Annotated in this window: 21 protein-coding genes; 9 read left to right on the forward strand and 12 right to left on the reverse strand. The window is 69.1% G+C overall.

Features of this window, described 5'->3' with window-relative positions:
- Positions 1–2: 2 nt before the first annotated feature.
- From gyrB to dnaA, 6 genes are all read right to left on the reverse strand, one after another.
- Complete coding sequence (gene gyrB, locus ACZ3KP_RS18090; RefSeq protein WP_467500646.1) at positions 3–2,042, reverse strand: DNA topoisomerase (ATP-hydrolyzing) subunit B; 2,040 nt, start codon at positions 2,040–2,042, stop codon at positions 3–5.
- 420 nt (positions 2,043–2,462) lie between these two features.
- A complete protein-coding gene (locus tag ACZ3KP_RS18095) occupies positions 2,463–2,996 on the reverse strand; it encodes a DciA family protein (RefSeq protein ID WP_467500648.1) in 534 nt (177 codons plus the stop codon).
- On the reverse strand, positions 2,993–4,114 hold the full coding sequence (gene recF / locus ACZ3KP_RS18100) for a DNA replication/repair protein RecF (RefSeq protein WP_467500650.1): 1,122 nt from the start codon (positions 4,112–4,114) through the stop codon (positions 2,993–2,995). Before recF ends, ACZ3KP_RS18095 begins: the two co-directional genes overlap by 4 nt.
- Positions 4,115–4,175: 61 nt before the next feature.
- Complete coding sequence (gene gnd, locus ACZ3KP_RS18105; RefSeq protein ID WP_132888348.1) at positions 4,176–5,051, reverse strand: phosphogluconate dehydrogenase (NAD(+)-dependent, decarboxylating); 876 nt, start codon at positions 5,049–5,051, stop codon at positions 4,176–4,178.
- 176 nt (positions 5,052–5,227) lie between these two features.
- On the reverse strand, positions 5,228–6,358 hold the full coding sequence (gene dnaN / locus ACZ3KP_RS18110) for a DNA polymerase III subunit beta (protein WP_467500653.1): 1,131 nt from the start codon (positions 6,356–6,358) through the stop codon (positions 5,228–5,230).
- Positions 6,359–7,290: 932 nt separating this feature from the next.
- Positions 7,291–9,255 carry a chromosomal replication initiator protein DnaA gene (gene dnaA, locus ACZ3KP_RS18115; RefSeq protein ID WP_467500655.1) on the reverse strand — a complete coding sequence of 655 codons (1,965 nt, stop codon included), beginning with the start codon at positions 9,253–9,255 and terminating at the stop codon, positions 7,291–7,293.
- Positions 9,256–9,628: 373 nt separating this feature from the next.
- Between dnaA and rpmH the strand changes: the two genes are divergently transcribed.
- From rpmH to ACZ3KP_RS18160, 9 genes are all read left to right on the forward strand, one after another.
- A complete protein-coding gene (gene rpmH, locus ACZ3KP_RS18120) occupies positions 9,629–9,766 on the forward strand; it encodes a 50S ribosomal protein L34 (protein ID WP_015659252.1) in 138 nt (45 codons plus the stop codon).
- A 20-nt stretch (positions 9,767–9,786) separates the two neighbouring features.
- Positions 9,787–10,158: a ribonuclease P protein component gene (rnpA, locus tag ACZ3KP_RS18125; RefSeq protein ID WP_132888345.1), complete on the forward strand. Its 372-nt coding sequence runs from the start codon at positions 9,787–9,789 to the stop codon at positions 10,156–10,158.
- Positions 10,155–10,517 (forward strand): membrane protein insertion efficiency factor YidD, encoded by a 363-nt coding sequence (yidD, locus tag ACZ3KP_RS18130; protein WP_358971695.1) that lies wholly within the window; start codon positions 10,155–10,157, stop codon positions 10,515–10,517. The genes rnpA and yidD overlap by 4 nt, the downstream gene beginning before the upstream one ends.
- Positions 10,518–10,520: 3 nt before the next feature.
- The gene (yidC, locus tag ACZ3KP_RS18135) at positions 10,521–11,822 is read left to right on the forward strand and encodes a membrane protein insertase YidC (protein WP_467500658.1); all 1,302 of its coding nucleotides are present in this window, start codon (positions 10,521–10,523) and stop codon (positions 11,820–11,822) included.
- A 15-nt stretch (positions 11,823–11,837) separates the two neighbouring features.
- Positions 11,838–12,350 carry a Jag family protein gene (locus ACZ3KP_RS18140; RefSeq protein WP_358971691.1) on the forward strand — a complete coding sequence of 171 codons (513 nt, stop codon included), beginning with the start codon at positions 11,838–11,840 and terminating at the stop codon, positions 12,348–12,350.
- Between the two features lie 114 nt (positions 12,351–12,464).
- Positions 12,465–13,184: a 16S rRNA (guanine(527)-N(7))-methyltransferase RsmG gene (rsmG, locus tag ACZ3KP_RS18145; RefSeq protein WP_358971689.1), complete on the forward strand. Its 720-nt coding sequence runs from the start codon at positions 12,465–12,467 to the stop codon at positions 13,182–13,184.
- 288 nt (positions 13,185–13,472) lie between these two features.
- A complete protein-coding gene (locus ACZ3KP_RS18150) occupies positions 13,473–14,546 on the forward strand; it encodes a ParA family protein (protein WP_358972150.1) in 1,074 nt (357 codons plus the stop codon).
- Positions 14,543–15,655 carry a ParB/RepB/Spo0J family partition protein gene (locus ACZ3KP_RS18155; RefSeq protein ID WP_467500661.1) on the forward strand — a complete coding sequence of 371 codons (1,113 nt, stop codon included), beginning with the start codon at positions 14,543–14,545 and terminating at the stop codon, positions 15,653–15,655. Before ACZ3KP_RS18150 ends, ACZ3KP_RS18155 begins: the two co-directional genes overlap by 4 nt.
- A gap of 309 nt (positions 15,656–15,964) precedes the next feature.
- Positions 15,965–16,582 (forward strand): GNAT family N-acetyltransferase, encoded by a 618-nt coding sequence (locus ACZ3KP_RS18160; protein WP_467500663.1) that lies wholly within the window; start codon positions 15,965–15,967, stop codon positions 16,580–16,582.
- A 52-nt stretch (positions 16,583–16,634) separates the two neighbouring features.
- Here ACZ3KP_RS18160 and trxA read toward each other — a convergent pair whose 3' ends face one another.
- From trxA to murJ, 6 genes are all read right to left on the reverse strand, one after another.
- Complete coding sequence (gene trxA, locus ACZ3KP_RS18165; RefSeq protein ID WP_362580649.1) at positions 16,635–16,967, reverse strand: thioredoxin; 333 nt, start codon at positions 16,965–16,967, stop codon at positions 16,635–16,637.
- A 45-nt stretch (positions 16,968–17,012) separates the two neighbouring features.
- Positions 17,013–17,981, reverse strand: a complete 969-nt coding sequence (gene trxB / locus ACZ3KP_RS18170) for a thioredoxin-disulfide reductase (protein WP_132888337.1) — start codon at positions 17,979–17,981, stop codon at positions 17,013–17,015.
- Positions 17,982–18,173: 192 nt separating this feature from the next.
- Complete coding sequence (locus tag ACZ3KP_RS18175) at positions 18,174–19,061, reverse strand: anti-sigma factor family protein (RefSeq protein ID WP_467500666.1); 888 nt, start codon at positions 19,059–19,061, stop codon at positions 18,174–18,176.
- The gene (gene sigM / locus ACZ3KP_RS18180; protein WP_467500668.1) at positions 19,058–19,783 is read right to left on the reverse strand and encodes an RNA polymerase sigma factor SigM; all 726 of its coding nucleotides are present in this window, start codon (positions 19,781–19,783) and stop codon (positions 19,058–19,060) included. Before sigM ends, ACZ3KP_RS18175 begins: the two co-directional genes overlap by 4 nt.
- Positions 19,784–19,817: 34 nt before the next feature.
- Positions 19,818–21,536, reverse strand: coding sequence for a protein kinase family protein (locus ACZ3KP_RS18185; protein ID WP_467500670.1), 1,719 nt, complete (start codon positions 21,534–21,536; stop codon positions 19,818–19,820).
- A 119-nt stretch (positions 21,537–21,655) separates the two neighbouring features.
- Positions 21,656–23,977 carry a murein biosynthesis integral membrane protein MurJ gene (murJ, locus tag ACZ3KP_RS18190; protein ID WP_467500672.1) on the reverse strand — a complete coding sequence of 774 codons (2,322 nt, stop codon included), beginning with the start codon at positions 23,975–23,977 and terminating at the stop codon, positions 21,656–21,658.
- Between the last annotated feature and the right edge of the window lie 10 nt (positions 23,978–23,987).

The following is a 23,987-nucleotide window of genomic DNA, read 5'->3' on the forward strand; positions in this document are numbered from 1 at the left end:
ACTCAGATGTCGAGGAAGCGGACGTCCTTGGCGTTGCGCTGGATGAACTGGCGACGGGCCTCGACGTCCTCGCCCATCAGGACCGAGAACAGGTCGTCGGCCTGGGCGGCGTCGTCGAGGGTGACCTGGCCGAGGACGCGGTGGTCGACGTCCATCGTGGTCACGCGCAGCTCCTCGGCGTTCATCTCGCCGAGACCCTTGAAACGCTGGATCGAGTCCTCGCGGACGCGCTTGCCGCGCTGCCGGCCCAGCTCCAGGAGGGCGTCGCGCTCGCGGTCCGAGTACGCGTACTCGACCTCGTCCCGGCCCCACTTGATCTTGTACAGCGGGGGCCGCGACAGGAACACATGCCCGGCCTCGACCAACGGCCGCATGAAGCGGAACAGGAAGGTCAGCAGCAGGGTGTTGATGTGCTGGCCGTCGACGTCGGCGTCCGCCATCAGGATGATCTTGTGATAGCGGAGCTTCGAGATGTCGAAGTCCTCGTGCACACCGGTGCCGAACGCGGAGATCAGCGCCTGGATCTCCTGGTTCTGCAGGATCTTGTCGATCCGCGCCTTCTCGACGTTGAGGATCTTGCCCCGGATCGGGAGGATCGCCTGGTACTGCGGGTTGCGGCCGGACTTGGCCGAGCCGCCCGCGGAGTCACCCTCGACGATGAAGATCTCGCACTTGGTCGGGTCGTTCGACTGGCAGTCGGAGAGCTTGCCCGGCAGGGACGCGCTCTCCAGCAGGCCCTTGCGGCGGGTCAGATCGCGCGCCTTGCGGGCCGCCACGCGCGCGGTGGCCGCCTGGATGCCCTTGCGGACGATGTCCGCGGCCTCCACCGGGTTGCGGTCCAGCCAGTCGTTCAGGTGCTCGTAGACCGCCTTCTGCACGAAGGTCTTGGCCTCCGTGTTGCCCAGCTTGGTCTTCGTCTGGCCCTCGAACTGCGGCTCGCTCAGCTTGACCGAGATGATCGCGGTCAGGCCCTCGCGGATGTCGTCACCGGTGAGGTTGTCGTCCTTCTCGCGGAGCAGCTTCTTGTCGCGCGCGTACTTGTTGATCAGCGAGGTCAGCGCCGCCCGGAAGCCCTCCTCGTGGGTACCGCCCTCATGCGTGTGGATGATGTTGGCGAACGAGTACACGCCCTCGCTGTAGCCGCTGTTCCACTGCATGGCGACCTCGAGGGACAGGCTCTTGTCCCGGTCCTCGGCCTCCAGGTCGATCACGGTCTGGTGCACCGCGTCGCCCTTGCGGGAGTTGAGGTACTTCACGAAGTCGACGATGCCGCCCTCGTAGTGGTACGTGACCGTCTTGACCTCGGGCTTCTCGTCCGCGCCCGCCTCGTCCGCCCCGGCGACGGCCTTCGCCGACTCGCGCTCGTCGGTGAGCCGGATCGTCAGGCCCTTGTTCAGGAACGCCATCTCCTGGAAGCGCCGCGAGAGCGTCTCGAAGGAGTACTCGGTGGTCTCGAAGATGTCCGGGTCCGCCCAGAACGTGACCGAGGTGCCGGTCTCGCTCGTCTCCTCGTGCTGCGCCAGCGGAGCCGTCGGGACACCCAGCTTGTAGTCCTGCGTCCAGCGGTGACCGTCGGTCCTGATCTCGACGGACACCCGGGAGGACAGCGCGTTCACGACGGACACGCCCACACCGTGCAGACCGCCGGAGACCGCGTAGCCGCCGCCGCCGAACTTGCCGCCCGCGTGCAGCACGGTCAGCACGACCTCGACGGCCGGCTTGCCCTCGGACGCCACGATGCCGACCGGGATGCCACGGCCGTTGTCGACGACGCGCACGCCGCCGTCGGCCAGGATCGTCACGTCGATGGTGTCCGCGTGGCCCGCCAGAGCCTCGTCGACGGAGTTGTCCACGACTTCGTAGACCAGGTGGTGCAGACCGCGCTCACCGGTGGAACCGATGTACATACCGGGTCGCTTGCGGACCGCGTCCAGCCCTTCGAGCACGGTGATGGCGCTGGCGTCGTACGAGGCGGTGACCTCGCCGTTCGCGCCGGCGTCGGTGGACGGGATGTTCTCGTTGGGGTTGCCGGAATCGGCCACGAAGCGCCCTTTCTGGCACTGGCACAGCACGAGCCGGACTCCTGGGGGTCACCCCCGTGACGAGGGCTGCCGGAGCGGCTGCGGCATGTTGCGTTGGTAAGCCTTGATCAGCGTTGCTCAGCTTTTCCCGGACGGTCCCCACGTTCGGGGCGGGATTGTCTCCCAGTCTACCGGTAGCGCCGACAGTGATGGGGGTTTGCCGGTACCTGAGTCCGCATGTGCCGCCCTGAACCCGCCTCCGCCGACTCCCGATATACGGATGGGGGCTCCAAGAGGCTCACGGCGGCACTCAGCGCTTCCAGCTGTCAACCCTTGGCTACTCCGGGGTCAGGTCGCGATTCGCAACCGCGTGCGGTCGCACGACGACCGGCCGGGAGGGCCGTACGACGGCACCGCACCCGGCTGTGAGCGTGACGTAAGTCACCCGTAGGTATCGCCCGGACCCGTGCTCCCGGGAGCGCGCAGCGGGCCGTAGCGCCGCACCGGGCCCCCCGGATTCAGCACCTTGATCACGCGTACCGTGCCGTGCCCCAGGTCCTCGTTCAGACGTGCCACCAGCGCAGGCGCGAGATGCCTCAGCTGGGTCGCCCAGGCGGTCGAGTCACACTGCACCACCAGCACCCGCTCGTCCTCGTCGTACCGCTGCGGCACACAGTGCTTGGCGAGGTCCTCGCCGACGATCTGCGGCCAGCGGCCCATCACGCCCCCGACCGCGGCCGGCGCCTCCCAGCCGCGCTCCGTGATGAGCCGGTTGATGGCGGATCCGAGCGCCATGGGGTCACGGCCGTCGGCGCGCGCGCCGGAGCGCAGACCACCGCGCCGCGCCTGCTTCTTCTGCTGCGCCGCGTCACCCCGCGCGCGCGCCGCCTCCTTCGCCGCCCTGAGCGCCACGCGCGCGAGGTCGACGCCGGACGGCTCCTGCCGGCCTCCGGGAGCGGGCCCGTCGGTGCTCATACGCGCTCCACCGTCCCGTCCGCCACCGCGTACCGCGCACCGGCGAGCACATGCGGTACGTCGTCGTCCACGGCCGCGGTGACCAGCACCTGCTCGCCGGGCGCGACCAGCTCCGCCAGCCGCTCGCGGCGCCTGGCGTCCAGCTCGGCGAACACGTCGTCGAGCACCAGCACCGGCTCGTTGCCCTCGGCGCGCAGCAGGTCGTACGACGCGAGGCGCAACGCCAGCGCGTACGACCACGACTCCCCGTGCGAGGCGTACCCCTTGGCGGGCAGCTGCCCCAGCTTGAGCACCAGGTCGTCGCGGTGCGGTCCGACCAGGGTCACCCCCCGCTCGATCTCCTGCTTGCGGGCGTCCGCCAGGGCGGCCATCAGCTGGGCGTAAAGATCCTCGCGCGCGTGCGCCTCGCCCGGCGCCGACGGCTTGTACTCCAGCGCGACCGGGCCGCCCCCCGGTGCCAGCTGCTCGTACGCCTTGTCGGCGAGCGGCCGGAGCGCGGCGATCAGATCCAGCCGCTGGGCGAGCAGCTCGGCGCCGACCCGCGCGAGGTGCTGGTCCCACACGTCCAGCGTGGACAGGTCCATGGCACGCCCGCCGTGCCGCCGGGCCAGCGCCGCCGACTTCAACAGGGTGTTCCGCTGCTTGAGGACGCGCTCGTAGTCGGACCGCACCCCGGCCATCCGCGGGGAACGAGCCGTGATCAGCTCGTCCAGGAACCGCCGCCGCTCCCCGGGATCCCCCTTCACCAGGGCGAGGTCCTCGGGCGCGAACAGCACGGTCCGTACGATCCCCAGCACGTCCCGCGGCCTGACCTGCGAGGACCTGTTGATGCGGGCGCGGTTGGCCTTGCCGGGGTTCAGCTCCAGTTCGACCAGTTGCTGCCGGTCGCCCTGCCTGACCTGCGCCCGGACGACCGCGCGCTCGGCGCCCATGCGGATCAGGGGGGCGTCGTTGGCGACCCGGTGGCTGCCGAGGGTGGCGAGGTAGCCGACGGCCTCGACCAGGTTGGTCTTGCCCTGACCGTTGGGTCCGACGAAGGCGGTGACGCCCGGGTCGAGCGGGACCTCGACCCGGGCGTAGGAGCGGAAGTCGGCCAGCGACAGATGCGTGACGTGCATGGTGGTTTCGCCGGCCTCCCCGTGCCCTGCTGTTTCGTCCCTGCCCGGTGTTGCCCCGGTGTTACTTCGCCTCTACGGCGTGGCCGCCGAACTGGTTGCGCAGCGCGGCGATCATCTTCATCTGCGGCGAGTCGTCCTGGCGGGACGCGAACCGCGCGAACAGCGAGGCGGTGATCGCGGGCAGCGGCACCGCGTTGTCTATCGCGGCCTCCACGGTCCACCGGCCCTCGCCGGAGTCCTGGGCGAAACCCTTCAGCCGGTCCAGGTGCTCGTCCTCGTCGAGGGCGTTCACCGCGAGGTCGAGCAGCCAGGAACGGATGACGGTGCCCTCCTGCCAGGAGCGGAAGACCTCGCGCACGTCCGTGACGGAGTCGACCTTCTCCAGGAGCTCCCAGCCCTCAGCGTAGGCCTGCATCATCGCGTACTCGATGCCGTTGTGGACCATCTTCGCGAAGTGCCCCGCACCGACCTTGCCGGCGTGCACCGAACCGAAGTCGCCCGCGGGCTTCAGCGCGTCGAAGACGGGCCGCACCTTCTCGACGTGCTCGGCGTCGCCGCCGTACATCAGGGCGTAGCCGTTCTCCAGGCCCCAGACGCCGCCGGAGACCCCGCAGTCGACGAAGCCGATGCCCTTGGCCGCCAGCTGCTCTGCGTGCCGCTCGTCGTCCGTCCAGCGCGAGTTGCCGCCGTCGACGACCACGTCGCCGGGGGCCAGGAGCTCGGCCAGCTCGTCGACGGTGGACTGGGTCGGGGCCCCGGCCGGGACCATCACCCACACCACGCGCGGCCCGCTGAGCTTGCCCACAAGCTCCTCCAGGCTGTGGACATCGGCGAGGTCCGGGTTGCGGTCGTATCCGACGACGGTGTGGCCCGCGCGGCGGATCCGCTCGCGCATGTTGCCGCCCATCTTGCCGAGGCCGACGAGACCGAGCTCCATCAGTTGTTCCTTAGGTCGCGGTGTGGCAGGAGAGGCACGTTCGTGCCCGCACCCGAGCCTAATCCCGGCCCTTTGCGCACAGTTGTGGGCATAGGCGCTCACCTGGGGTAAACCACCGCGCCACGGTGCCCGGTACCCACAGGAGGCACCCGGCACCGTGCACAGCTGTGGACAACTCAGCCGCTGAGACGCACCGGCATGATCAGGTACTTGTAGGCCTCGTCCGCCTCGGCGTCCAGCGCAGGCTTGCCGCTGAGCAGCGCGGGCTTGGTGGACGTCGTGAACGACAGCTGGGCGACCGGCGAGTCGATCGCGCTCAGGCCGTCGAGCAGGAACGTCGGGTTGAAGGCGATGGAGATGTCGTCGCCCTCCAGCTGCGCGTCGACCCTTTCCACAGCCTGTGCGTCGTCGCTGGAACCGGCCTCCAGGATCAGCACACCCTGCTCGAAGCTGAGCCGCACCGGGGTGTTCCGCTCGGCGACCAGCGCGACGCGCTTGACGGCCTCCACGAAGGGGGCGGTCTCGATCACGGCGACGGAGTTGAACTCGGTCGGGAACAGCGTGCGGTACTTCGGCAGGTCGCCTTCGAGCAGCCGCGTGGTCGTACGCCGGCCCGCACCCTCGAAACCGATCAGCCCCTCGCCCGCACCGGAGCCGGAGAGCGCCAGGATGACGCTGTCGCCGCTCGTGAGGGCCTTGGCGGTGTCCAGGAGCGTCTTGGCGGGCACCAGGGCCACCGCGGAGGTCTCCGGGTTCTCCGGCTTCCACAGGAACTCACGGACCGCGAAGCGGTAGCGGTCGGTGGAGGCCAGGGTGACCGTGTCGCCCTCGATCTCGATGCGCACACCGGTCAGCACCGGCAGCGTGTCGTCACGGCCGGCCGCGATGGCCACCTGGGAGACGGCGGAGGCGAAGACCTCGCCGGGGACCGTGCCCGTGGCGTTCGGCATCTGCGGCAGCGAGGGGTACTCCTCCACCGGCAGCGTGTGCAGCGTGAACCGCGAGGATCCACAGACCACCGTCGCCCGCAGACCGTCTGTGGAGATCTCCACCGGCCGGTTGGGGAGCGCACGGCAGATGTCGGCGAGCAGCCGGCCGGAGACCAGGACCGTGCCCTCCTCCTCGACCTCGGTCTCGACGCTGACCCTCGCGGACACCTCGTAGTCGAAGCTGGACAGGCTCAGCTGACCGTCCTCGGCCCTCAGGAGCAGGCCGGCGAGGACCGGCGCCGGCGGACGGGCCGGGAGGCTGCGTGCCGCCCAGGCCACTGCCTCCGCGAGTACGTCGCGTTCCACCCGGATCTTCACCTAAGCCGCCTCCTGCTGTTGCCGGCGCTTCTCGCCCTGCTTCGCCTTCGTCGTCTGACTCGGTGTCGTGAGCCCCGGGGAGGGGAAGAACACCGGGGACCAGTCTGACGCACCGCACTGACAGCTGGTGCCCGTCGCGGTCAAGTCGTGACGAGGCGCGGTCAAGAGCCGAAGAGCGAGTTGTGCACAGGGCCCTCTTCGAAACGTATTCCCAGCTCTCTCTAGTTGGGAGTAGTAGTAGGGGCTGTGGATACCGTGGATAACCTCGTTTGCCCAGCTCAGGGCCGAGATTTTGTCCACTGCCCCTGTGGGCGGAGCCGGTGGACAACCCGGTGTCTCTGTGGAGAACAGAAAGTTCTGCACACACCGTGCACAGCCTGAGGGCACTTCTCCCCAACGTCGTCCCCAGCTTTACCCACCTTTCCCACAGCCCAACCCGGCACCTTCATGTGACGCCTTTCACTCGACTCGGTGAGCGGGCGCGTCGGGTTGCCGAACAGTGGACAGCGGTGTGGAGAAGGTGGGAAATGCTGGGGACAACCGCCCCTCAGCCTGTGGGTCGACGGTGGACAACGTCGTGCACAGCCTGTGGATCATTCCGTCGTCCACAGTCTGTGGAGATCCGTCGTCCACGATTCCACAGGCACCTGAGCTGCCTCGATGTCCTTCCGCCCCTCAGCCTGTGGACGACGTTCGGGACAACTCCACAGTCCCCAGGGTGTGGACGCAAGAAAGTCGGCAAATCTGTGGAGGACGCCCGTAACCAGGCCGGTAATCGAACAGCGCGCACCGTCAGGAGCGCGGGGAACTGCGCGACGAGCCCCCACCGGGCGGCCGCGATCCACGCCCGAACCGCCCCCCAGGACGCCGAAAGGGCGCCCCGGGATCATTCCCGGGGCGCCCTGGACGCCGTGGAACCGTCGGCTGGACCGCTACCCGTTCTTGATCCGGTTCGTCAGCTCCGTCACCTGGTTGTAGATCGACCGCCGCTCCGCCATCAGTGCCCGGATCTTCCGGTCGGCGTGCATCACGGTCGTGTGGTCCCGGTTGCCGAACTGCGCCCCGATCTTCGGCAGCGACAGGTCGGTCAGCTCCCGGCACAGGTACATGGCGATCTGCCGCGCCGTGACCAGCTGCCGTCCGCGTGAGCTGCCGCACAGGTCCTCGACGGTGAGGCCGAAGTAGTCGGCGGTCGACGCCATGATGGCCGTGGCGGTGATCTCGGGCGTCGTGTCCTGGCCGCCCGGGATCAGGTCCTTGAGGACGATCTCCGTCAGCCCGAGGTCGACCGGCTGCCGGTTGAGCGACGCGAACGCCGTCACCCGGATCAGCGCGCCCTCCAGCTCGCGGATGTTGCGCGAGATGCGGGAGGCGATGAACTCCAGCACCTCCGGCGGTGCGTTCAGCTGCTCCTGCACCGCCTTCTTGCGGAGGATCGCGATACGCGTCTCCAGCTCGGGCGGCTGCACGTCGGTGATCAGACCCCACTCGAAACGGTTCCGCAGCCGGTCCTCCAGCGTGACCAGCTGCTTCGGCGGCCGGTCGCTGGACAGCACGATCTGCTTGTTCGCGTTGTGGAGCGTGTTGAAGGTGTGGAAGAACTCCTCCTGCGTCGACTCCTTGTCCGCGAGGAACTGGATGTCGTCGACGAGCAGGATGTCCATCTCGCGGTAGCGCTTGCGGAAGCTGTCGCCCTTGCCGTCGCGGATGGAGTTGATGAACTCGTTGGTGAACTCCTCCGAGCTCACGTACCGCACACGGGTGCCGGGGTAGAGGCTCCGCGCGTAGTGCCCGATCGCGTGCAGCAGGTGCGTCTTGCCGAGCCCCGACTCGCCGTAGATGAACAGCGGGTTGTACGCCTTCGCGGGTGCCTCGGCGACGGCGACCGCGGCCGCGTGTGCGAAACGGTTGGAGGCTCCGATGACGAACGTGTCGAAGAGGTACTTGGGGTTCAGCCGGGCGGTCGGTTCGCCGGGACCCGTCGCCGGCGCGGGCTTGGCGCCCAGCGGGCCCGGCGCGCCCCCGCCCGGCAGGTCCGGGCGTCCGGTGCCGCCGCGGTGGCCCTGTCCCGGCCCGCCCGAGGGGCCGGGCGGCTCACGGCGCCCGGTGTCCCGCTGGTCGTAGTCGGGACGGTCGTAGTCCGGGCGGTCGTACTCGGGGCGGTCGTACTCGGAGCGCGGCGGTTCGTACTCGGCGCGCTGCTGCTCGTAGGAGGGGCGGTCCATCGGCTGCTGCGGGCGGTACTCCTGGGAGTAGGAGTCGCCGTAGCCGTCCGAGCGGTAGGAGTCCTGGGCCGGTGAGGCGTAGGGGTCGCGCTCGGGGAAGCCGAGCCGCGGCTGCTGCCAGCTGTACTCGTCCTGTCCCGGGCGCGGCCAGGCACCGGGCTCGGGACGCTGGTACTCGGAGGGGTAGGCCGGGCGGGCGGTGGGCAGCTGGTCGCGGCCGGAGTCCCGGCCGCCGTCACGCCCGCCGTCGCGGCCGCCCTGGTCGGGGAGCTGCTCGGGCCGGTGCTCGGCGCGGTGGCGGCCGTATCCGCCGTCGTACTGCGGGGCCGGCGGAAGCTCGGTTTCCGCGTAACGCTGTGTCTGGACGGGAGGTGCCGGCGGGGCCGGGGGCTCGCCCGCGGACTCGTCCACGGTGATCGCGATCCGGATCGGGCGGCCGCACTCACGGCTCAGGCTCTCGCTGACGATCGGTGCGAGACGGCCCTCCAGTACGTTCTTCGCGAATTCGTTCGGCACGGCGAGCAGGGCGGTGTCCGCGACCAGCGCGAGCGGTTGGCAGCGGCGGATCCAGTGCTCGTCCTTCGTCTCCACACCCTGACCGCGGCCCTCACCGAGGAGCTGCTCCAGTACTCGTGGCCACACTGCGGCAAGATCGGCAGGTACGTCAGCCACAGGGCACGCTCTCTCACAGGTCCCACGAACGTGTGGTTCGGGGACGGGTCGGGATGAAAATCAGGTCGGGCGGGGATAAAGGAACGAATCGGAGTTCAGCCACGGTAGTCAGCGTGGCGGCTGCGGTTCAAGTTGTTGTCCCCAGCCTGTGGACAGTGTCTCTCCGTCACTGCTGGTTTGACCGAATGGCGTAGCCCCGCGTACCGTAACCAGGTCGAGTTGTCGATGGCTGCTGCCGCCTGCCTCCGATGGGCACAGATCGCTGAAGGTGATCGGGAAGCGGTGCACTCGGGCGTGATACGAGCTACTCGTGGGCGCACGGTGACAGCCAGGACGGCACCCGCCACACCGATTTGATTTCTGGAGCCCCCGAGTGAGCAAGCGCACCTTCCAGCCGAACAACCGTCGTCGCGCCAAGACCCACGGCTTCCGCCTGCGGATGCGCACCCGTGCCGGCCGCGCGATTCTTGCGAACCGTCGTGCAAAGGGTCGCGCCAGCCTGTCCGCCTGATCCGATCAGGTCATGACGTCGTGCTGCCTACCGAGCATCGGCTGAGGCGGCGCGAGGACTTCGCGACCGCGGTACGACGGGGGCGCCGGGCCGGTCGCCCGTCCCTCGTCGTCCACTTTCGTAGCGGTGCCACGGACCCGCACGCGCCTGGGGAGAGCGCTCCCCCGACGCGTGCGGGTTTCGTCGTGAGCAAGGCCGTGGGTGGCGCGGTCGTGCGCAACACAGTGAAGCGCAGACTTCGCCATCTGATGCGTGACCGAGTCGCCCTGTTCCCCCCCGGTAGCCTGGTAGTCGTACGAGCGCTGCCCGGAGCGGGTGACGCCGACCATGCACAGCTGGCCCGAGACCTGGATGCCGCCATCGAACGGCTGCTGGGAGGGGGCGCGCGATGAAGTACCCGCTGCTGGCTCTGATCAAGCTGTACCAGTGGACGATCAGTCCACTGCTCGGGCCGGTGTGCAAGTACTACCCGTCGTGTTCCCACTACGGCTACACGGCCATCGACCGGCACGGTGCGATCAAGGGAACGGCACTGACCGCCTGGCGCATCCTGCGGTGCAACCCGTGGTCGCTCGGTGGTGTGGACCATGTTCCGCCGCGCAAGCGCCCGCGGTGGCACGAAATGCTGCGTGACGCCTGGCGTGCACGCAGGGGCGGGCCCTCCGCCGCCTCGGCCACCGAGGGGAAGCCTCCTACCGAGGCTCCTTCGAGCCCGGCCGCAGAGACCCCGTCCCATGCCCAAGGAGCATGATTAGTGGACACGATTGCCAGCCTCTTCAGCTTCATCACGACACCCGTTTCATGGGTCATCGTCCAGTTCCACTCGGTGTACGGGAAGATCTTCGGTCCCGACACGGGCTGGGCCTGGGGCTTGTCCATCGTGTCCCTGGTGATCCTGATCCGCATCTGCCTGATCCCGCTCTTCGTGAAGCAGATCAAGGCGACCCGGGCCATGCAGACGCTCCAGCCCGAGATGAAGAAGATCCAGGAGCGCTACAAGAACGACAAGCAGCGTCAGTCCGAAGAGATGATGAAGCTGTACAAGGAGTCGGGTACCAACCCGCTCTCCTCGTGCCTTCCCATCCTGGCGCAGTCCCCGTTCTTCTTCGCCCTGTACCACGTGCTCAACGGCATCGCGACGGGCACCACGATCGGCGTCATCAACGAGTCGCTGCTCGCCAGCGCTCGTAAGGCCCACATCTTCGGTGCCCCGCTCGCCGCGAAGTTCACGGACGGTTCCGCGAAGGTGGAGGCGCTCGGTGCCTCCCTCACCGACGTCCGGGTCGTCACCGCCGTCATGATCGTTCTGATGTCGGCGTCGCAGTTCTACACGCAGCGCCAGCTGATGACGAAGAACGTCGACACCACGGTCAAGACGCCGTTCATGCAGCAGCAGAAGATGCTGATGTACGTCTTCCCGGTCATGTTCGCCGTCTTCGGCATCAACTTCCCGGTCGGTGTTCTCGTCTACTGGCTGACCACCAACGTGTGGACCATGGGTCAGCAGATGTACGTCATCCGCAACAACCCCACCCCGGGTTCCAAGGCCCAGGCCGCCTACCTGGAGCGCCTCACCCACCACGTCACGCACCACGGCAAGGCCCGTCGGCGCAGCGAGAAGACGATCATCAAGGCGATCGTCGCCAAGGGGCGTGACCGCAACGAGTTCGAGCGCAAGTTCATCAACGCGCTGACCAAGGCGGGCCTCGTGGCCCAGGCCGACGGCACCGTGGTGAAGGGCGAGGCCCAGGCCGACGCGGTGACCGAGGACGGCGTCACGACCACCGGCGCCGCCAGGCGCCAGCAGCCCAAGCGCCAGACCAAGGCCCAGCGCCAGTCCGGCGCCCCGAAGGCGGCCGGCGACTCCCCGTCGGACGCGCCGGAGAAGTCGGACGCTGCGGAGAAGACGACCTCGCTGGAGAAGTCCGACGAGCCGCGAGGCGCGAAGCCTGCCGCCGCCCAGGCTCCGAAGGCCGGCTCCAACGGCCGAAGCAGGGCCCAGTCCGGTCAGCGCAAGGGCGGCCCGCAGCGCCCCAAGTCCCCGTCCAAGAAGTAAGAAGGAGCCCATCCCGTGACGGAAGGCACCACCTCCGCCGCTGCCGAGGGTGCAGACACCCTCACCCGCCTGGAGCAGGAGGGTGAGATCGCGGCGGACTACCTCGAAGGTCTGCTGGACATCGCCGACCTCGACGGCGACATCGACATGGATGTCGAGGCCGACCGCGCCTCTGTGTCGATCATCAGCGACGCGGGCGGCCGCGACCTGCAGAAGCTGGTCGGCCGCGACGGCGAGGTGCTGGAGGCGCTCCAGGAGCTGACCCGCCTGGCCGTGCACCGGGAGACCGGTGACCGCAGCCGACTGATGCTCGACATCGCCGGCTACCGGGCCAATAAGCGCGCCGAGCTCTCCGAGCTGGGCGCCAAGGCCGCCGCCGAGGTGAAGAACACCGGTGAGCCCGTGAAGCTCAAGCCGATGACCCCGTTCGAGCGCAAGGTCGTGCACGACGCGGTCAAGACCGCCGGACTGCGCAGCGAGTCGGAGGGCGAGGAGCCGCAGCGGTTCGTCGTCGTGCTGCCTGCCTGACAGGTCCCTTGCTTCACCGGCCCCGTCTGTCCGCAGACGGGGCCGATCTTTGTCAGCCTGTAGTTCTGGTGGTCGGTGCGCGAAGCGCCGGCGCTGTACGGAAGGACGGTCCCCGTGACGGAGGCTGCGGAGCTCCCCCCGGCGCCCGAACAGGCGCGGGAAGTGTTCGGCGAGCGCTTCGCCGATGCGGTCCGCTACGCGGAGCTGCTCGCCGAGGCAGGCGTGCAGCGTGGTCTGATCGGCCCACGGGAAGTGCCCCGCCTGTGGGAGCGGCACCTGCTGAACTGTGCGGTGCTCTCGGAGGCGGTCCCCGAGGGGGTGACCGTGTGCGATGTGGGCTCCGGCGCAGGTCTGCCGGGCATCCCGCTGGCGCTGGTGCGCGAGGATCTCAACATCACCTTGCTGGAGCCGTTGCTGCGGCGCACCAACTTCCTGACCGAGGTCGTCGAGCTGCTCGGCCTGGACCATGTGACGGTGGTGCGCGGCCGTGCCGAGGAGGTCATGGGCAAGCTGCCTCCGGTGCACGTGGTGACGGCCCGTGCCGTCGCCCCGCTGGACCGTCTGGCCACCTGGGGGATTCCGCTGCTGCGGCCCTACGGCGAGATGCTGGCCCTCAAGGGGGACACGGCGGAGGAGGAGCTGAAGGCCGCGGCGACGGCACTGACCAAGCTCGGTGCGGTTGCCACGTCTGTCCTCCAGGTGGGTGAGGGTGTGGTGGATCCCCTGTCCACGGTCGTCCGGGTGGAGGTCGGGGAGAGCCCGGGCGGTGTGCGCTTTGCGGCCAAACGAGCGAAGGCGGCCCGCACGGGACGGGCGCGCCGCCGCCGCGGATGACAGTGAGACGTACTCCACACAAGCTGCCGAAACTACGCATGACGGAGTGTCGCGGCTTTCCGACCCCGTGCGCTGTGCATCGTGTTTCACGTGAAACGTCGTTCCTTGCTGCACGGCATCATCGGCCGGGGCCGCGCTGCGGCCGAACCGCGTGATCGAAAGCCCCTCGGTTCCCTGGGAGGGGACCCCACAGGTGACACTCCGTCCTCCCTGCGGGGCGCGGAGTTGTCCACAGAGGTGGATTTCTCCACAGAACAACAGGCCTCACTGGTTCACCACCCCGAAGACATGGGAGGCTCTGTTCATTGCGAGCCTGAAGTCGAGGAGAGTGAATCCTTGCGGTCCGACGCCAACATCGCGGGACCGATGACCGATCCGGTCCCCGGTCCCCGTACCGAGTCGATGGGGGCGGATGTTTCACGTGAAACACCGCCTCCGATGGACGACACTCCCATCGGTCGTGCTGCCCAACTCGCGGTGGAGGCTCTGGGTCGCGCCGGTGAAGGCCTGCCGCGTCCGGAGCAGACCAGAGTCATCGTGGTCGCCAACCAGAAGGGCGGCGTGGGCAAGACGACGACCACCGTCAATCTTGCCGCGTCACTCGCCCTGCACGGCGGTCGTGTTCTGGTGATCGACCTCGACCCTCAGGGCAATGCCTCCACCGCGCTGGGTATCGACCACCACGCCGAAGTTCCGTCCATCTACGACGTATTGGTTGAGAGCAAGCCGCTCGCTGAGGTCGTCCAGCCGGTGGTGGACGTCGAAGGTCTCTTCTGTGCTCCCGCCACCATCGATCTCGCCGGTGCGGAGATCGAGCTGGTGTCCCTGGTGGCACGGGAGAGTCGGCTTCAGCGGGCGATCCTGGCGTACGAGCAGCCGCTGGACTACATCCTCATCGACTGCCCGCCCTCGCTCGGCCTGCTGACGGTCAACGCCCTTGTCGCGGGCGCCGAGGTACTCATCCCGATCCAGTGCGAGTACTACGCGCTGGAGGGACTGGGCCAGCTGCTCCGCAACGTCGACCTGGTACGGGGGCACCTCAATCCCGACCTGCATGTGTCGACCATCCTGCTCACCATGTACGACGGCCGGACGCGCCTCGCCTCCCAGGTCGCTGACGAGGTGCGCAGTCACTTCGGCGACGAGGTGCTGCGGACGAGCATTCCCCGCTCGGTCCGTATCTCCGAGGCACCGAGTTACGGGCAGACGGTACTGACCTACGATCCTGGATCGAGCGGTGCCCTCTCCTATCTTGAGGCGGCCCGAGAAATCGCGCTGAGGGGCGTCGGTGTCAGCTACGACCCGACACAGGCCCATATCGGCGCACAGACGAACCCGAACATGGTGGAGGGGATCCAGTGAGCGACCGACGGAGGATTGGCCTGGGCCGTGGTCTGGGCGCACTGATCCCTGCTGCCCCGACCGAGCGGACCCCGGCTCAGACCGCGGTGGAGGGCGGCTCGGCAGGAGCCCCTGCCGCGGTACCGTCGCTGACGGACCGCGGTGTCGCGGCGGCCAAGGTGACCACCCTGCCGCCGGTCGTCCAGGAGCCCGAGGAGCCCTCGGTGTTCGGCTCGGCCCCGGAGATGCCCGCGCCTCCGATGGGTGCCCACTTCGCGGAGATCCCCCTCGACGACATCACACCGAACCCGCGCCAGCCGCGTGAGGTCTTCGACGAGGACGCTCTGCACGAGCTGGTCACCTCCATCCAGGAGGTGGGTCTGCTCCAGCCGGTCGTCGTCCGGCAGTTGGGCCCCGCGCGCTATGAGCTCATCATGGGTGAGCGGCGCTGGCGGGCCTGCCGCGAGGCCGGTCTGGAGGCGATCCCGGCGATCGTCAGGGCGACGGACGACGAGAAGCTCCTCCTGGACGCGCTGCTGGAGAACCTGCACCGCGCCCAGCTGAACCCGCTGGAAGAGGCCGCCGCCTACGACCAGTTGCTGAAGGACTTCAACTGCACGCATGACCAGCTGGCCGACCGGATCGGGCGCTCGCGCCCGCAGGTCTCCAACACGCTGCGGCTGCTGAAACTGTCGCCGGCGGTTCAGCGCCGGGTCGCCGCGGGTGTGCTGTCGGCCGGTCACGCCCGGGCGCTGCTCTCCGTCGACGACTCGGAGGAGCAGGACCGACTGGCCCACCGGATCGTGGCCGAGGGGCTGTCGGTGCGGGCCGTCGAGGAGATCGTGACCCTGATGGGCTCCCGTCCCCAGACGACGACCCGTGCCAAGGGGCCACGGGCCGGCGCCCGCGTCTCCCCGGCGCTGACCGACCTCGCGACCCGGCTGTCGGACCGCTTCGAGACTCGGGTGAAGGTCGACCTCGGCCAGAAGAAGGGCAAGATCACCGTCGAGTTCGCCTCGATGGAGGACCTTGAGCGAATCCTCGGGACGCTCGCCCCGGGCGAAGGGCCGGTTCTCCACCATGGGCTCCAGGAGGGTGACGCCCCGGCCTCCGAGGAGTCCGCGGACTGACCGTCCCGGGTGTCTCCAGAGCGGATCGTGTCCGGTGTGAACCGGACACGATCCGCTCTTTGCTTTCATGCGGTGTCGAGGGAATCGCGGTGTGGATACGATGCGTGCGGTATGGCGCATTCATCTGGCAGCTGGCAGCACCTCTGAATGGGAGGCGGGGGCCATGCGATCGATGAGCCGCACCGGGCTGGTGAGCGCGGGCCTGGGGCTGGGGGCGACCGTAGGGTTCGTCGGCAGTCTGCTCAGGGAACGCAGCGCTCTGGCAGTCGCTCGCGACGCCGCGGGCGAAGGAAGCGAGGAACAGCCTTCATGGGGCGTCGGCTCGTACCGCTCACGCTGGACAACCTTCAGGACCTTCCCGAGCGCTGCCGCTCGTGTGTCTTCTGGGAACTGGATCCCGTCAGTGGCGAAGCAGCGGTGAAAGCGGGGACACCCGCGCTGGAGAAGGAGTCCTGGATCTCGGCGGTCCTGCTCGACTGGGGTTCCTGCGGCCGGGTGGTCTATGTCGACGACGTACCGGTGGGATTCGTGCTCTACGCTCCGCCTGCCTACGTCCCCCGCTCCACGGCGTTCCCCACCAGCCCGGTCGCACCGGATGCCGTCCAGCTGATCACGGGCTTCATCATGCCCGGCTACCAGGGACAGGGACTCGGGCGGGTGATGGTCCAGACGGTCGCCAAGGATCTCCTGAGACGCGGCTTCAAGGCGATCGAGGCGTTCGGCGACGCCCGTTACAAGGAGCCTGCCTGTCTGCTGCCCGCCGATCACTTGCTCGCCGTGGGCTTCAAGACGGTACGGCAGCACCCCGTGCATCCCCGGCTGCGGCTGGAACTGCGGTCGACGCTCTCCTGGAAGGAGGACGTCGAGCTGGCGCTCGACAGGCTGCTGGGGGCCGTGCAGAAGGAACCGGCGCTACGACCCCTCTAATGCGAATGGGCCGACCCACAGGGGTTGGCCCATTCGTGTTTCACGTGAAACGTCACTCGGCGATGAAGTCCTCAAGGTCACGCACGAGCGCGGCCTTCGGCTTGGCGCCGACGATGGTCTTGGCGACCTCGCCACCCTGGTAGACGTTCAGGGTCGGGATCGACATGACGCCGTACTTGGCCGCCGTGTTCGGGTTCTCGTCGATGTTCAGCTTGACGATCTCGATCTTCTCGCCGTGCTCGGCGGCGATCGCCTCGAGAGACGGGGCGATCTGGCGGCAGGGACCGCACCACTCGGCCCAGAAGTCCACCAGGACAGGCTTCTCGCTCTTGAGGACGACCTCTTCGAAGTCGGCGTCGGTCACATGCTTCAGGGTGCCGGCCACGGCGGGCTCCTTTACTTGATGGTGCGGGGGCGGAAGGGGGGATGGTCAGACGGTGCTCTTCTCGGGCTCTGCCTTCTCCTCGTCCGCGAGGGCGGCGAGGAAACGCTCGGCGTCGAGAGCAGCGGAGCAGCCGGTGCCGGCCGCGGTGATCGCCTGGCGGTAGGTGTGGTCGACCACGTCACCGGCGGCGAACACACCGGTCACGTTGGTGTGCGTCGTGGGCGAGGCGACCTTGAGGTAGCCCTCCTCGTCGAGGTCGAGCTGGCCCTTGAAGAGCTCGGTGCGCGGGTCGTGACCGATCGCGATGAACAGTCCGGTCACCGGCAGGTCGGAGAGCTCACCGGTCTTGACGTTGCGCAGCTTCAGACCGGAGAGCTTCTGCTCGCCCTGGACCTCGGCGATCTCGCTGTCCCAGGCGAACTTGATCTTCGGGTCGGCGAAGGCGCGCTCCTGCATCGCCTTGGAGGCGCGCAGGGTGTCCCGACGGTGGACGATCGTCACGGACTTGGCGAACCGGGAGAGGAAGGTGGCCTCCTCCATCGCGGTGTCGCCACCGCCGATCACGGCGATGTCCTGGTCCTTGAAGAAGAAGCCGTCACAGGTGGCGCACCAGGAGACACCGCGGCCGGAGAGCGCGTCCTCGTTCGGCAGGCCGAGCTTGCGGTGCTGGGAGCCGGTGGTGACGATGACGGCCTTGGCCTTGTGGACCGTGCCCGCGGTGTCCGTGACGGTCTTGATCTCACCGGTCAGGTCGACGGAGACGACGTCGTCCGGAACCAGCTCGGCGCCGAAGCGTTCGGCCTGCGCCCGCATGTTGTCCATGAGGTCGGGGCCCATGATGCCGTCGCGGAAGCCCGGGAAGTTCTCCACCTCGGTGGTGTTCATCAGCGCACCGCCCGCGGTGACAGCGCCCTCGAACACGAGAGGCTTCAGCGACGCGCGCGCGGTGTAGAGCGCCGCCGTGTAGCCGGCGGGCCCGGAGCCGATGATGATCACGTTACGGACGTCGCTCACGGCTTGATTCCTCGTCTCTGGTCTACGTCAGTTCGACCGGTGAGAGCTTCTCTCGGAAGCTCTCACCCCACCCAACGGATCCTACGGGGCGCGCATTCCCGGTGTGTCCGGGCACACGGCCATCCCACACCTACGGATTTCCGCGGCGGGCGGAGACGATGCGTGCTCGGCTCGGAGTCGTGCCGAGGACGCTCAGGGACGAGCCAGGGACTCCGTCAGAAGGACCTTGCCCGGGGAGGTCGAGCTGCTGCAGTCGGCGTCCACGACGAAGGCCGTCACTCGCGAGGAGTCCGAGGCGTCGGGGAGGACGACGAGATAGACGTGCTTCCCCTCGTACGTCTCCTCCTTCGCGGCGAGCAGGTCACCGGACTGGCTGATGCCATCGCGGACACACGTCGGTACCGAGGGCAGCGGCTGGATGAACGGGGAGTACGGGGCAGCCGACGATCCGGACGGGGTGGAGTCGCCCTGGATGCCCACCTCCGGCCGCTTGGAGCCGCGCAAGGTCGCTTTCTTGCCGAGGAGGCCGTCCACCTCCGCCTGCAGGGTGCTCTTGGTGAGGCCGACGGCGGAGTTCGTCGGCTTGCCCTGAGCTGTCACCGGCCCCTTGTCGTGGCCGCCGAGCGACAGGAGGAAGACGGATCCGGCACCGAGGACGGCGGCGGTGAGGACGGCACCGAGGGCGACGTTCCGGCGGCGACGACCACGGTCGGTTCCATGGTTCCTGCGTCCAGGACCGGTCGAGGCGCTCGGCCTGCCAGCCGGACGGCCCCCCGGGGACGCGAGGGTCGATGTTTCACGTGAAACATGAGCCTCGGGAGGGGCGGCGTCCAACAGGGCCTCGGCGGCTAGAGCCGCGTCGATCCGGCTCACGACATCGGCAGGCATGGCTGCCGGACCCGGGACCGCGCCGAGCAGGCCCCGGATCTCGTCCAGTGAGGCCTGGACATCGGCACAGAGTCCGCACCCGTCCAGGTGCTGCCGTACTTCCTCGGTCCGGGCGGGCGGGAGCAGACCTTCGGCCAGGTCGGAGATCTCCGAGACGTCCGGGTGCCCGGTCGTGTCCGTCGTCGACGTCACGCTCGTCCACCTCCGCCCTTCACTGCGGCCGGATCACTCGGCCCGGTGTCCTGTGGGGCCCCGTTTCGAGGCCTCGCTGCCGGTGGGACGGATGTCCCCTCCGCCCGGTTCCGTGCCGGGTCGGCGTCATTCTCGTCACCGGTGTTTTCCGGCCGCAGATGAGTGAGCAGCGGCAGGAGTCTGGCTCTGCCGCGAGCGCAGCGGCTCTTCACCGTCCCGGTGGGCACATCGAGGATCCGGGCCGCCTCCGCGACCGGATATCCCTGCATGTCGACCAGGACGAGCGCGGCGCGCTGGTCGTGCGGGAGCGTGCCGAGGGCCTCCAGGAGCTGACGGTGCAGATCGTGCCGCTCGGCCGGAGCGGAGGCCGATTCATGCGGCTCCAGCAGGTGCTCCAGCCGCTCGGTGTCATCGACCGGGGAGGTCTTCCGGGAGGCCGCCTTGCGGGCCCGGTCCAGGCAGGCGTTCACCGTGATCCGGTGCAGCCAGGTCGTGACGGCCGACTGGCCCCGGAACGTATGGGCGGCCCGGTAGGCGGAAACGAGGGCGTCCTGGACGGCGTCGGCGGCCTCCTCGCGGTCCCCCAGGGTCCGCAGGGCGACCGCCCACAGCCGGTCCCGGTGCCGCCGGACGATCTCACCGAAGGCGTCGGGGTCACCTTCCACATGGCGGGCGAGCAGCTCCTGATCGCTCACACCGCCGTATCCGGCGCCCTCCGCCATCTGCCCCTCCGCCTTCGGTGCCTCCGGTGAGACGTCAGCCCGTGAACTTCACTTCCGTGATGGCCTGCTTGTAACCGGCATCCGAGTACGTGGCAGGATCCGCGCCCGACTTGGGCACGGCGGTCATCCACAGGAGCACGTACTGGCTCTTGACCTTCTTGCTGACCTTCACCGTGGCGGTGTTCCCGGTGGTGGTGATGCTGCCGATCTTCGTCAGCGAACTCACCGGCCCTGGGGTCAGTGAGTCGGCGGCGTAGAGCGCGACCGTCGTGTGATCGCCAGCGTAGCGAAGGGAGATGGTTCCCGTGCTGAGTTCCTTCGCAGAGCCCAGGTCGTAGACGATGCCCACACCTGCTTTGTACGGCGCCAGCTCGGGACCCTCGTTGAAGGTCTTCGTCCGCCAGTAGGTCGAGGCGTTGCCGTCGTAGGTCAGCTTGACGTCGGCCGGGTGCTGGGCGCCGCCGTCGACGACGTACTCCTGGGCGTCCTGGATCTTTATCGGGGTGACGGGTGCGGGACTGGCGTTGTTCTTGTCGCCGTCGTCCGTCGTCTGCGTGGTGGTGCCGTCGGACTTGTCGCCCTGGTTCATCAGGGCCTCCGCGAGCTGCCAACTGCCCAGGCCCAGGGCCGCGATGAGAAGGGCCGAGACGGCCCACTTCAGGGCCTTGCCGGTGCGGCTCTGGAGCGGGGGCGGCGGGGGCTGGACGGGCTGCGTCACGCCGGGGGACGCGGGGCGGCCGTAGGTGCCCTGCTGGTACGTGGTGCGCTGGTACTCGGGCGGTGCCGTGAACGCCGGCTCCGGCGGGCGGATGCGGGGCATCTCGCCGATCGCCTTCACCAGCTCCTCGGGTGTGGTGCAGGCCGACTCGTGGCGGGAGGCGGTGGCACCGTCGTTGACCAGGGCGCGCATGGCGAGCTCGGACAGGCCGCGATGGACCCCGGCGCGTACCTGGTCGGGTGCGATGAGGCCGACGTCCTTGGGCAGTCCGGCCAGACCGTAGGCGTCACTCTCGTACGGCCAGCGCTGGGTCAGCGCCGCGTACAGCAGGGCGCCGATCGCCTTGGTGTCGGTGCGCTGCGGGGTGTCGGAACTGATGCCGCGCAGCGCCGCGTTCACCGCGAGGCCGCGGATGCGCCACTGGCCGGTGGAGGTGCGCAGCACCGCGTTCGGGTTGAGGCGGAGGTGCGCCAGGCCCTCGCGGTGCGCGGCCGCCATCGCGGAGGCGATCTGACTGACCATCTGGTAGGCGTCGTGGGGCTCCAGCGGCCCGGCCGCGAGCAGCGCGGTCAGCTCGGTGGCGTCGGGGAGCCACTCGTGCACGACGTACACGAGGTCGTTCTCCTCGACGGCGTCCAGCACCTGGACGAACCGGGGATCGCCGAGCAGCGCGGCGGACCGGGCGGCGGCCAGCACCGCACGGCTGCGCGCATGATCGGCGGGCAGGATGTGGACTCCGACGGCACGCCGGAGTTTCTCGTCGACCGCACGCCAGCTGCTGAATCCGTCCAGACGGGTGACGCACTCCTCGAGACGGTAGCGTCTGGCGAGTTTGTGACCGCTGTGCAGTTCGGGAGGTGAGGTCTTCTTCCCGGGGCCCGCGGACGCACCGCTGCCCTGGGCCTCGTCGCTGTCCGTGTCCTGCTCCGGGTTCTGGGCCACCCCGTCGGCCGTGGACTGGTCCGCCTTGGCGGTCAGCGGCTTGTCACCGCTGTTGTCTGCCACGTCGACGGCAGCCGTGCTCCGTTCCGCCACCGTCGTTCCCTGCCTCCCCATCCGTTGCACGCTGTCCGACGCCGAAACCAATTGTGCCCACAGTCCCCCGCTATGCACGACACGCGGCGGCGAACGATGGTTGTGCGCTTACCCCTGACTCAGCGACCCAGACGCCCGCGCACCATACCCACGAGGGAGTTGAGCTCCTCGATGCGCATGCGGCGTGCGGCCACGTAGAAGACGCCGAGCAGGAGGACTCCGCCGGCCAGCAGCGCGGCGAAGGAACCGATCACACCCTGCCCCAGAGTGTGGCCGATGCCGTAGCAGGCCGCACCACTGAGGAGTGCCGCCGGTACGGAGGCGATGCACAGCCGGGCGTAGGTGCGGGTGACCCGGGAGCCGTCGAGGTCGCCGCCGAGCCGCTTGCGCAGCCGTCGCCAGGCCACCCCGACGCCGGTCGCGTAGGCCACGCCGTACGAGGCGGCCATGCCGGCCACCGCCCAGCGCGCCGGGAGCAGGTAGTAACAGGCGACCGAGGCGCCCGCGTTGACCGCGGCGACGATGACCGTGTTGTAGAACGGGGTGCGGGTGTCTTCGTAGGCGTAGAAGGCACGCAGGACGACGTACTGCACCGAGTACGGGATCAGGCCGAGGGCGAAGGCCATCAGCATGAAGCCCATGTTGGTGGCTTCGCTGGTGCCCGAGGAACCGAAGATCAGGGTGCACATCGGGATGCCGAGGGCCAGGAAGCCGAAGGAGATGGGGACGATCGCGACGGCGGTCGTCCGCAGGCCCTGGGAGATGTCGTCGCGGACGGCGCCCGTGTCGTTCTCGGCGGCTGAGCGGGAGATCCGCGGCAGCAGGGCCGCCATCAGGGAGACCGTGATGATGGCCTGCGGCAGGCCCCAGATCAGCTGGGCGTTGGCGTAGGCGGCGAAGCCGGTGCCGTCGACCGGGGACTGCTTGCCGGCCGCGGTCGACAGCTGGGAGACGACGATCGCGCCGGCCTGGTTGGCGAGGACGAACAGTACGGTCCACTTGGCGAGCGTGGCGGCCTTGCCGAGGCCGTGGCCCCGCCAGTCGAAGCGCAGCCGCAGCCGGAACCCGGTCTCGCGCAGGTAGGGGATCATCGCCAGGGCCTGGACCACCAGGCCGAGCAGCACGCCGAGGCCGAGCAGACGCTGGCCCTCCGGCGGGATGTTCGTGACCTTCATGCCGGAGTGCGCGGCGGTGCCGTACACCCAGATGAACAGGCCGAGGGTGACGATGATGACGATGTTGTTGAGGACCGGGGTCCACATCATCGCGCCGAACTTGCCTCGCGCGTTGAGGATCTGGCCCATCACCACGTGGATGCCCATGAAGAAGATCGAGGGCAGGAAGTAGCGCACGAAGGTGATGCCGACCTCGTTGGCCGCCGGGTCGCTGGCGACCGGGTCGGACAGCAGGCGGATCAGAAGGGGCGCGGCCGCGATGGTGGCCGCGGTGAGCAGGCCCAGCGCCACCATCACGAGGGTCAGCAGCCGGTTGGCGAACGCCTCGCCGCCGTCGTCGTCCTCCTTCATGGCGCGCACCAGCTGCGGTACGAAGACCGAGTTGAGGCCGCCGCCGACGGTCAGGATGTAGATCATCGTGGGCAGCTGGTAGGCGACCTGGAAGGTGTCGCCGAGCAGACCGACGCCCAGCGCGGAGACGATCAGTGCGGAGCGGACGAAGCCGGTGAGACGGGAGACCATCGTGCCCGCCGCCATCACGGCGCTCGACTTGAGCAGCCCCCCGGCCTTCCCGCCCTTCTTGACGGGCGCCGGAGCGGGGGCGGCGGCGGTGGCCGGCGCCGCGGCCGCGACGGGCGCGGCACCAAGGTTCAGCGTCTGGTCGCTCGCGGGGGACGCGGCGGCCGGGGCGGTCGGCGCCGGGTACCGCGGCCTGGGCGAGGCGCCGCCCGGGGCCGCGGCCGGACCGGGTACCGCCGCGGGCCCGGGCGGCGGCTGGGTGCCGTCCTGCTGCGGGTCCCGGTAACCGCTCTGCTGCTGGTCCCGGAAGAGGTGGGCGAAGGCGTCCGGCTCGTGGCGTTCCTCACCGGAGTGCGAGACCAGGTCGTCCACGCCCACGAACTGGGTCGTACGGGGGTCGTCGCCGTACGGCAGGTACTGGGTCGGGCCCTCCGGCTCGGGCGCCGGGGTCTGGGCCCACACCTGCGGGTCCGGGGCGTACGGCGACTGGGCGGGCCGGCCGTAGAGCGGCTGCTGGGGGTACGTGCCCGGGGGCGGCGGTGGGTGGGCGGCACGGTCGTAGAGCGCCTCGGCGACCGGGTCCTGGGCCGAGAGGTCCTGTGCCCGGTAGGGGTCCTGGTCGTAGGCGTCCTGGAGGTACATGTCAGCCGCGTGCTGCGGCGGGACCTGGCCGGCCTCCGGCGGCGGCTCGGGGTAGCCCGAACCGGCCGCGCCCTGGCCGCGTTCACCGTCGTACGGCGCGTTCATGGTTACCCCA

This window comes from Streptomyces sp. NPDC020958, from assembly GCF_055562175.1.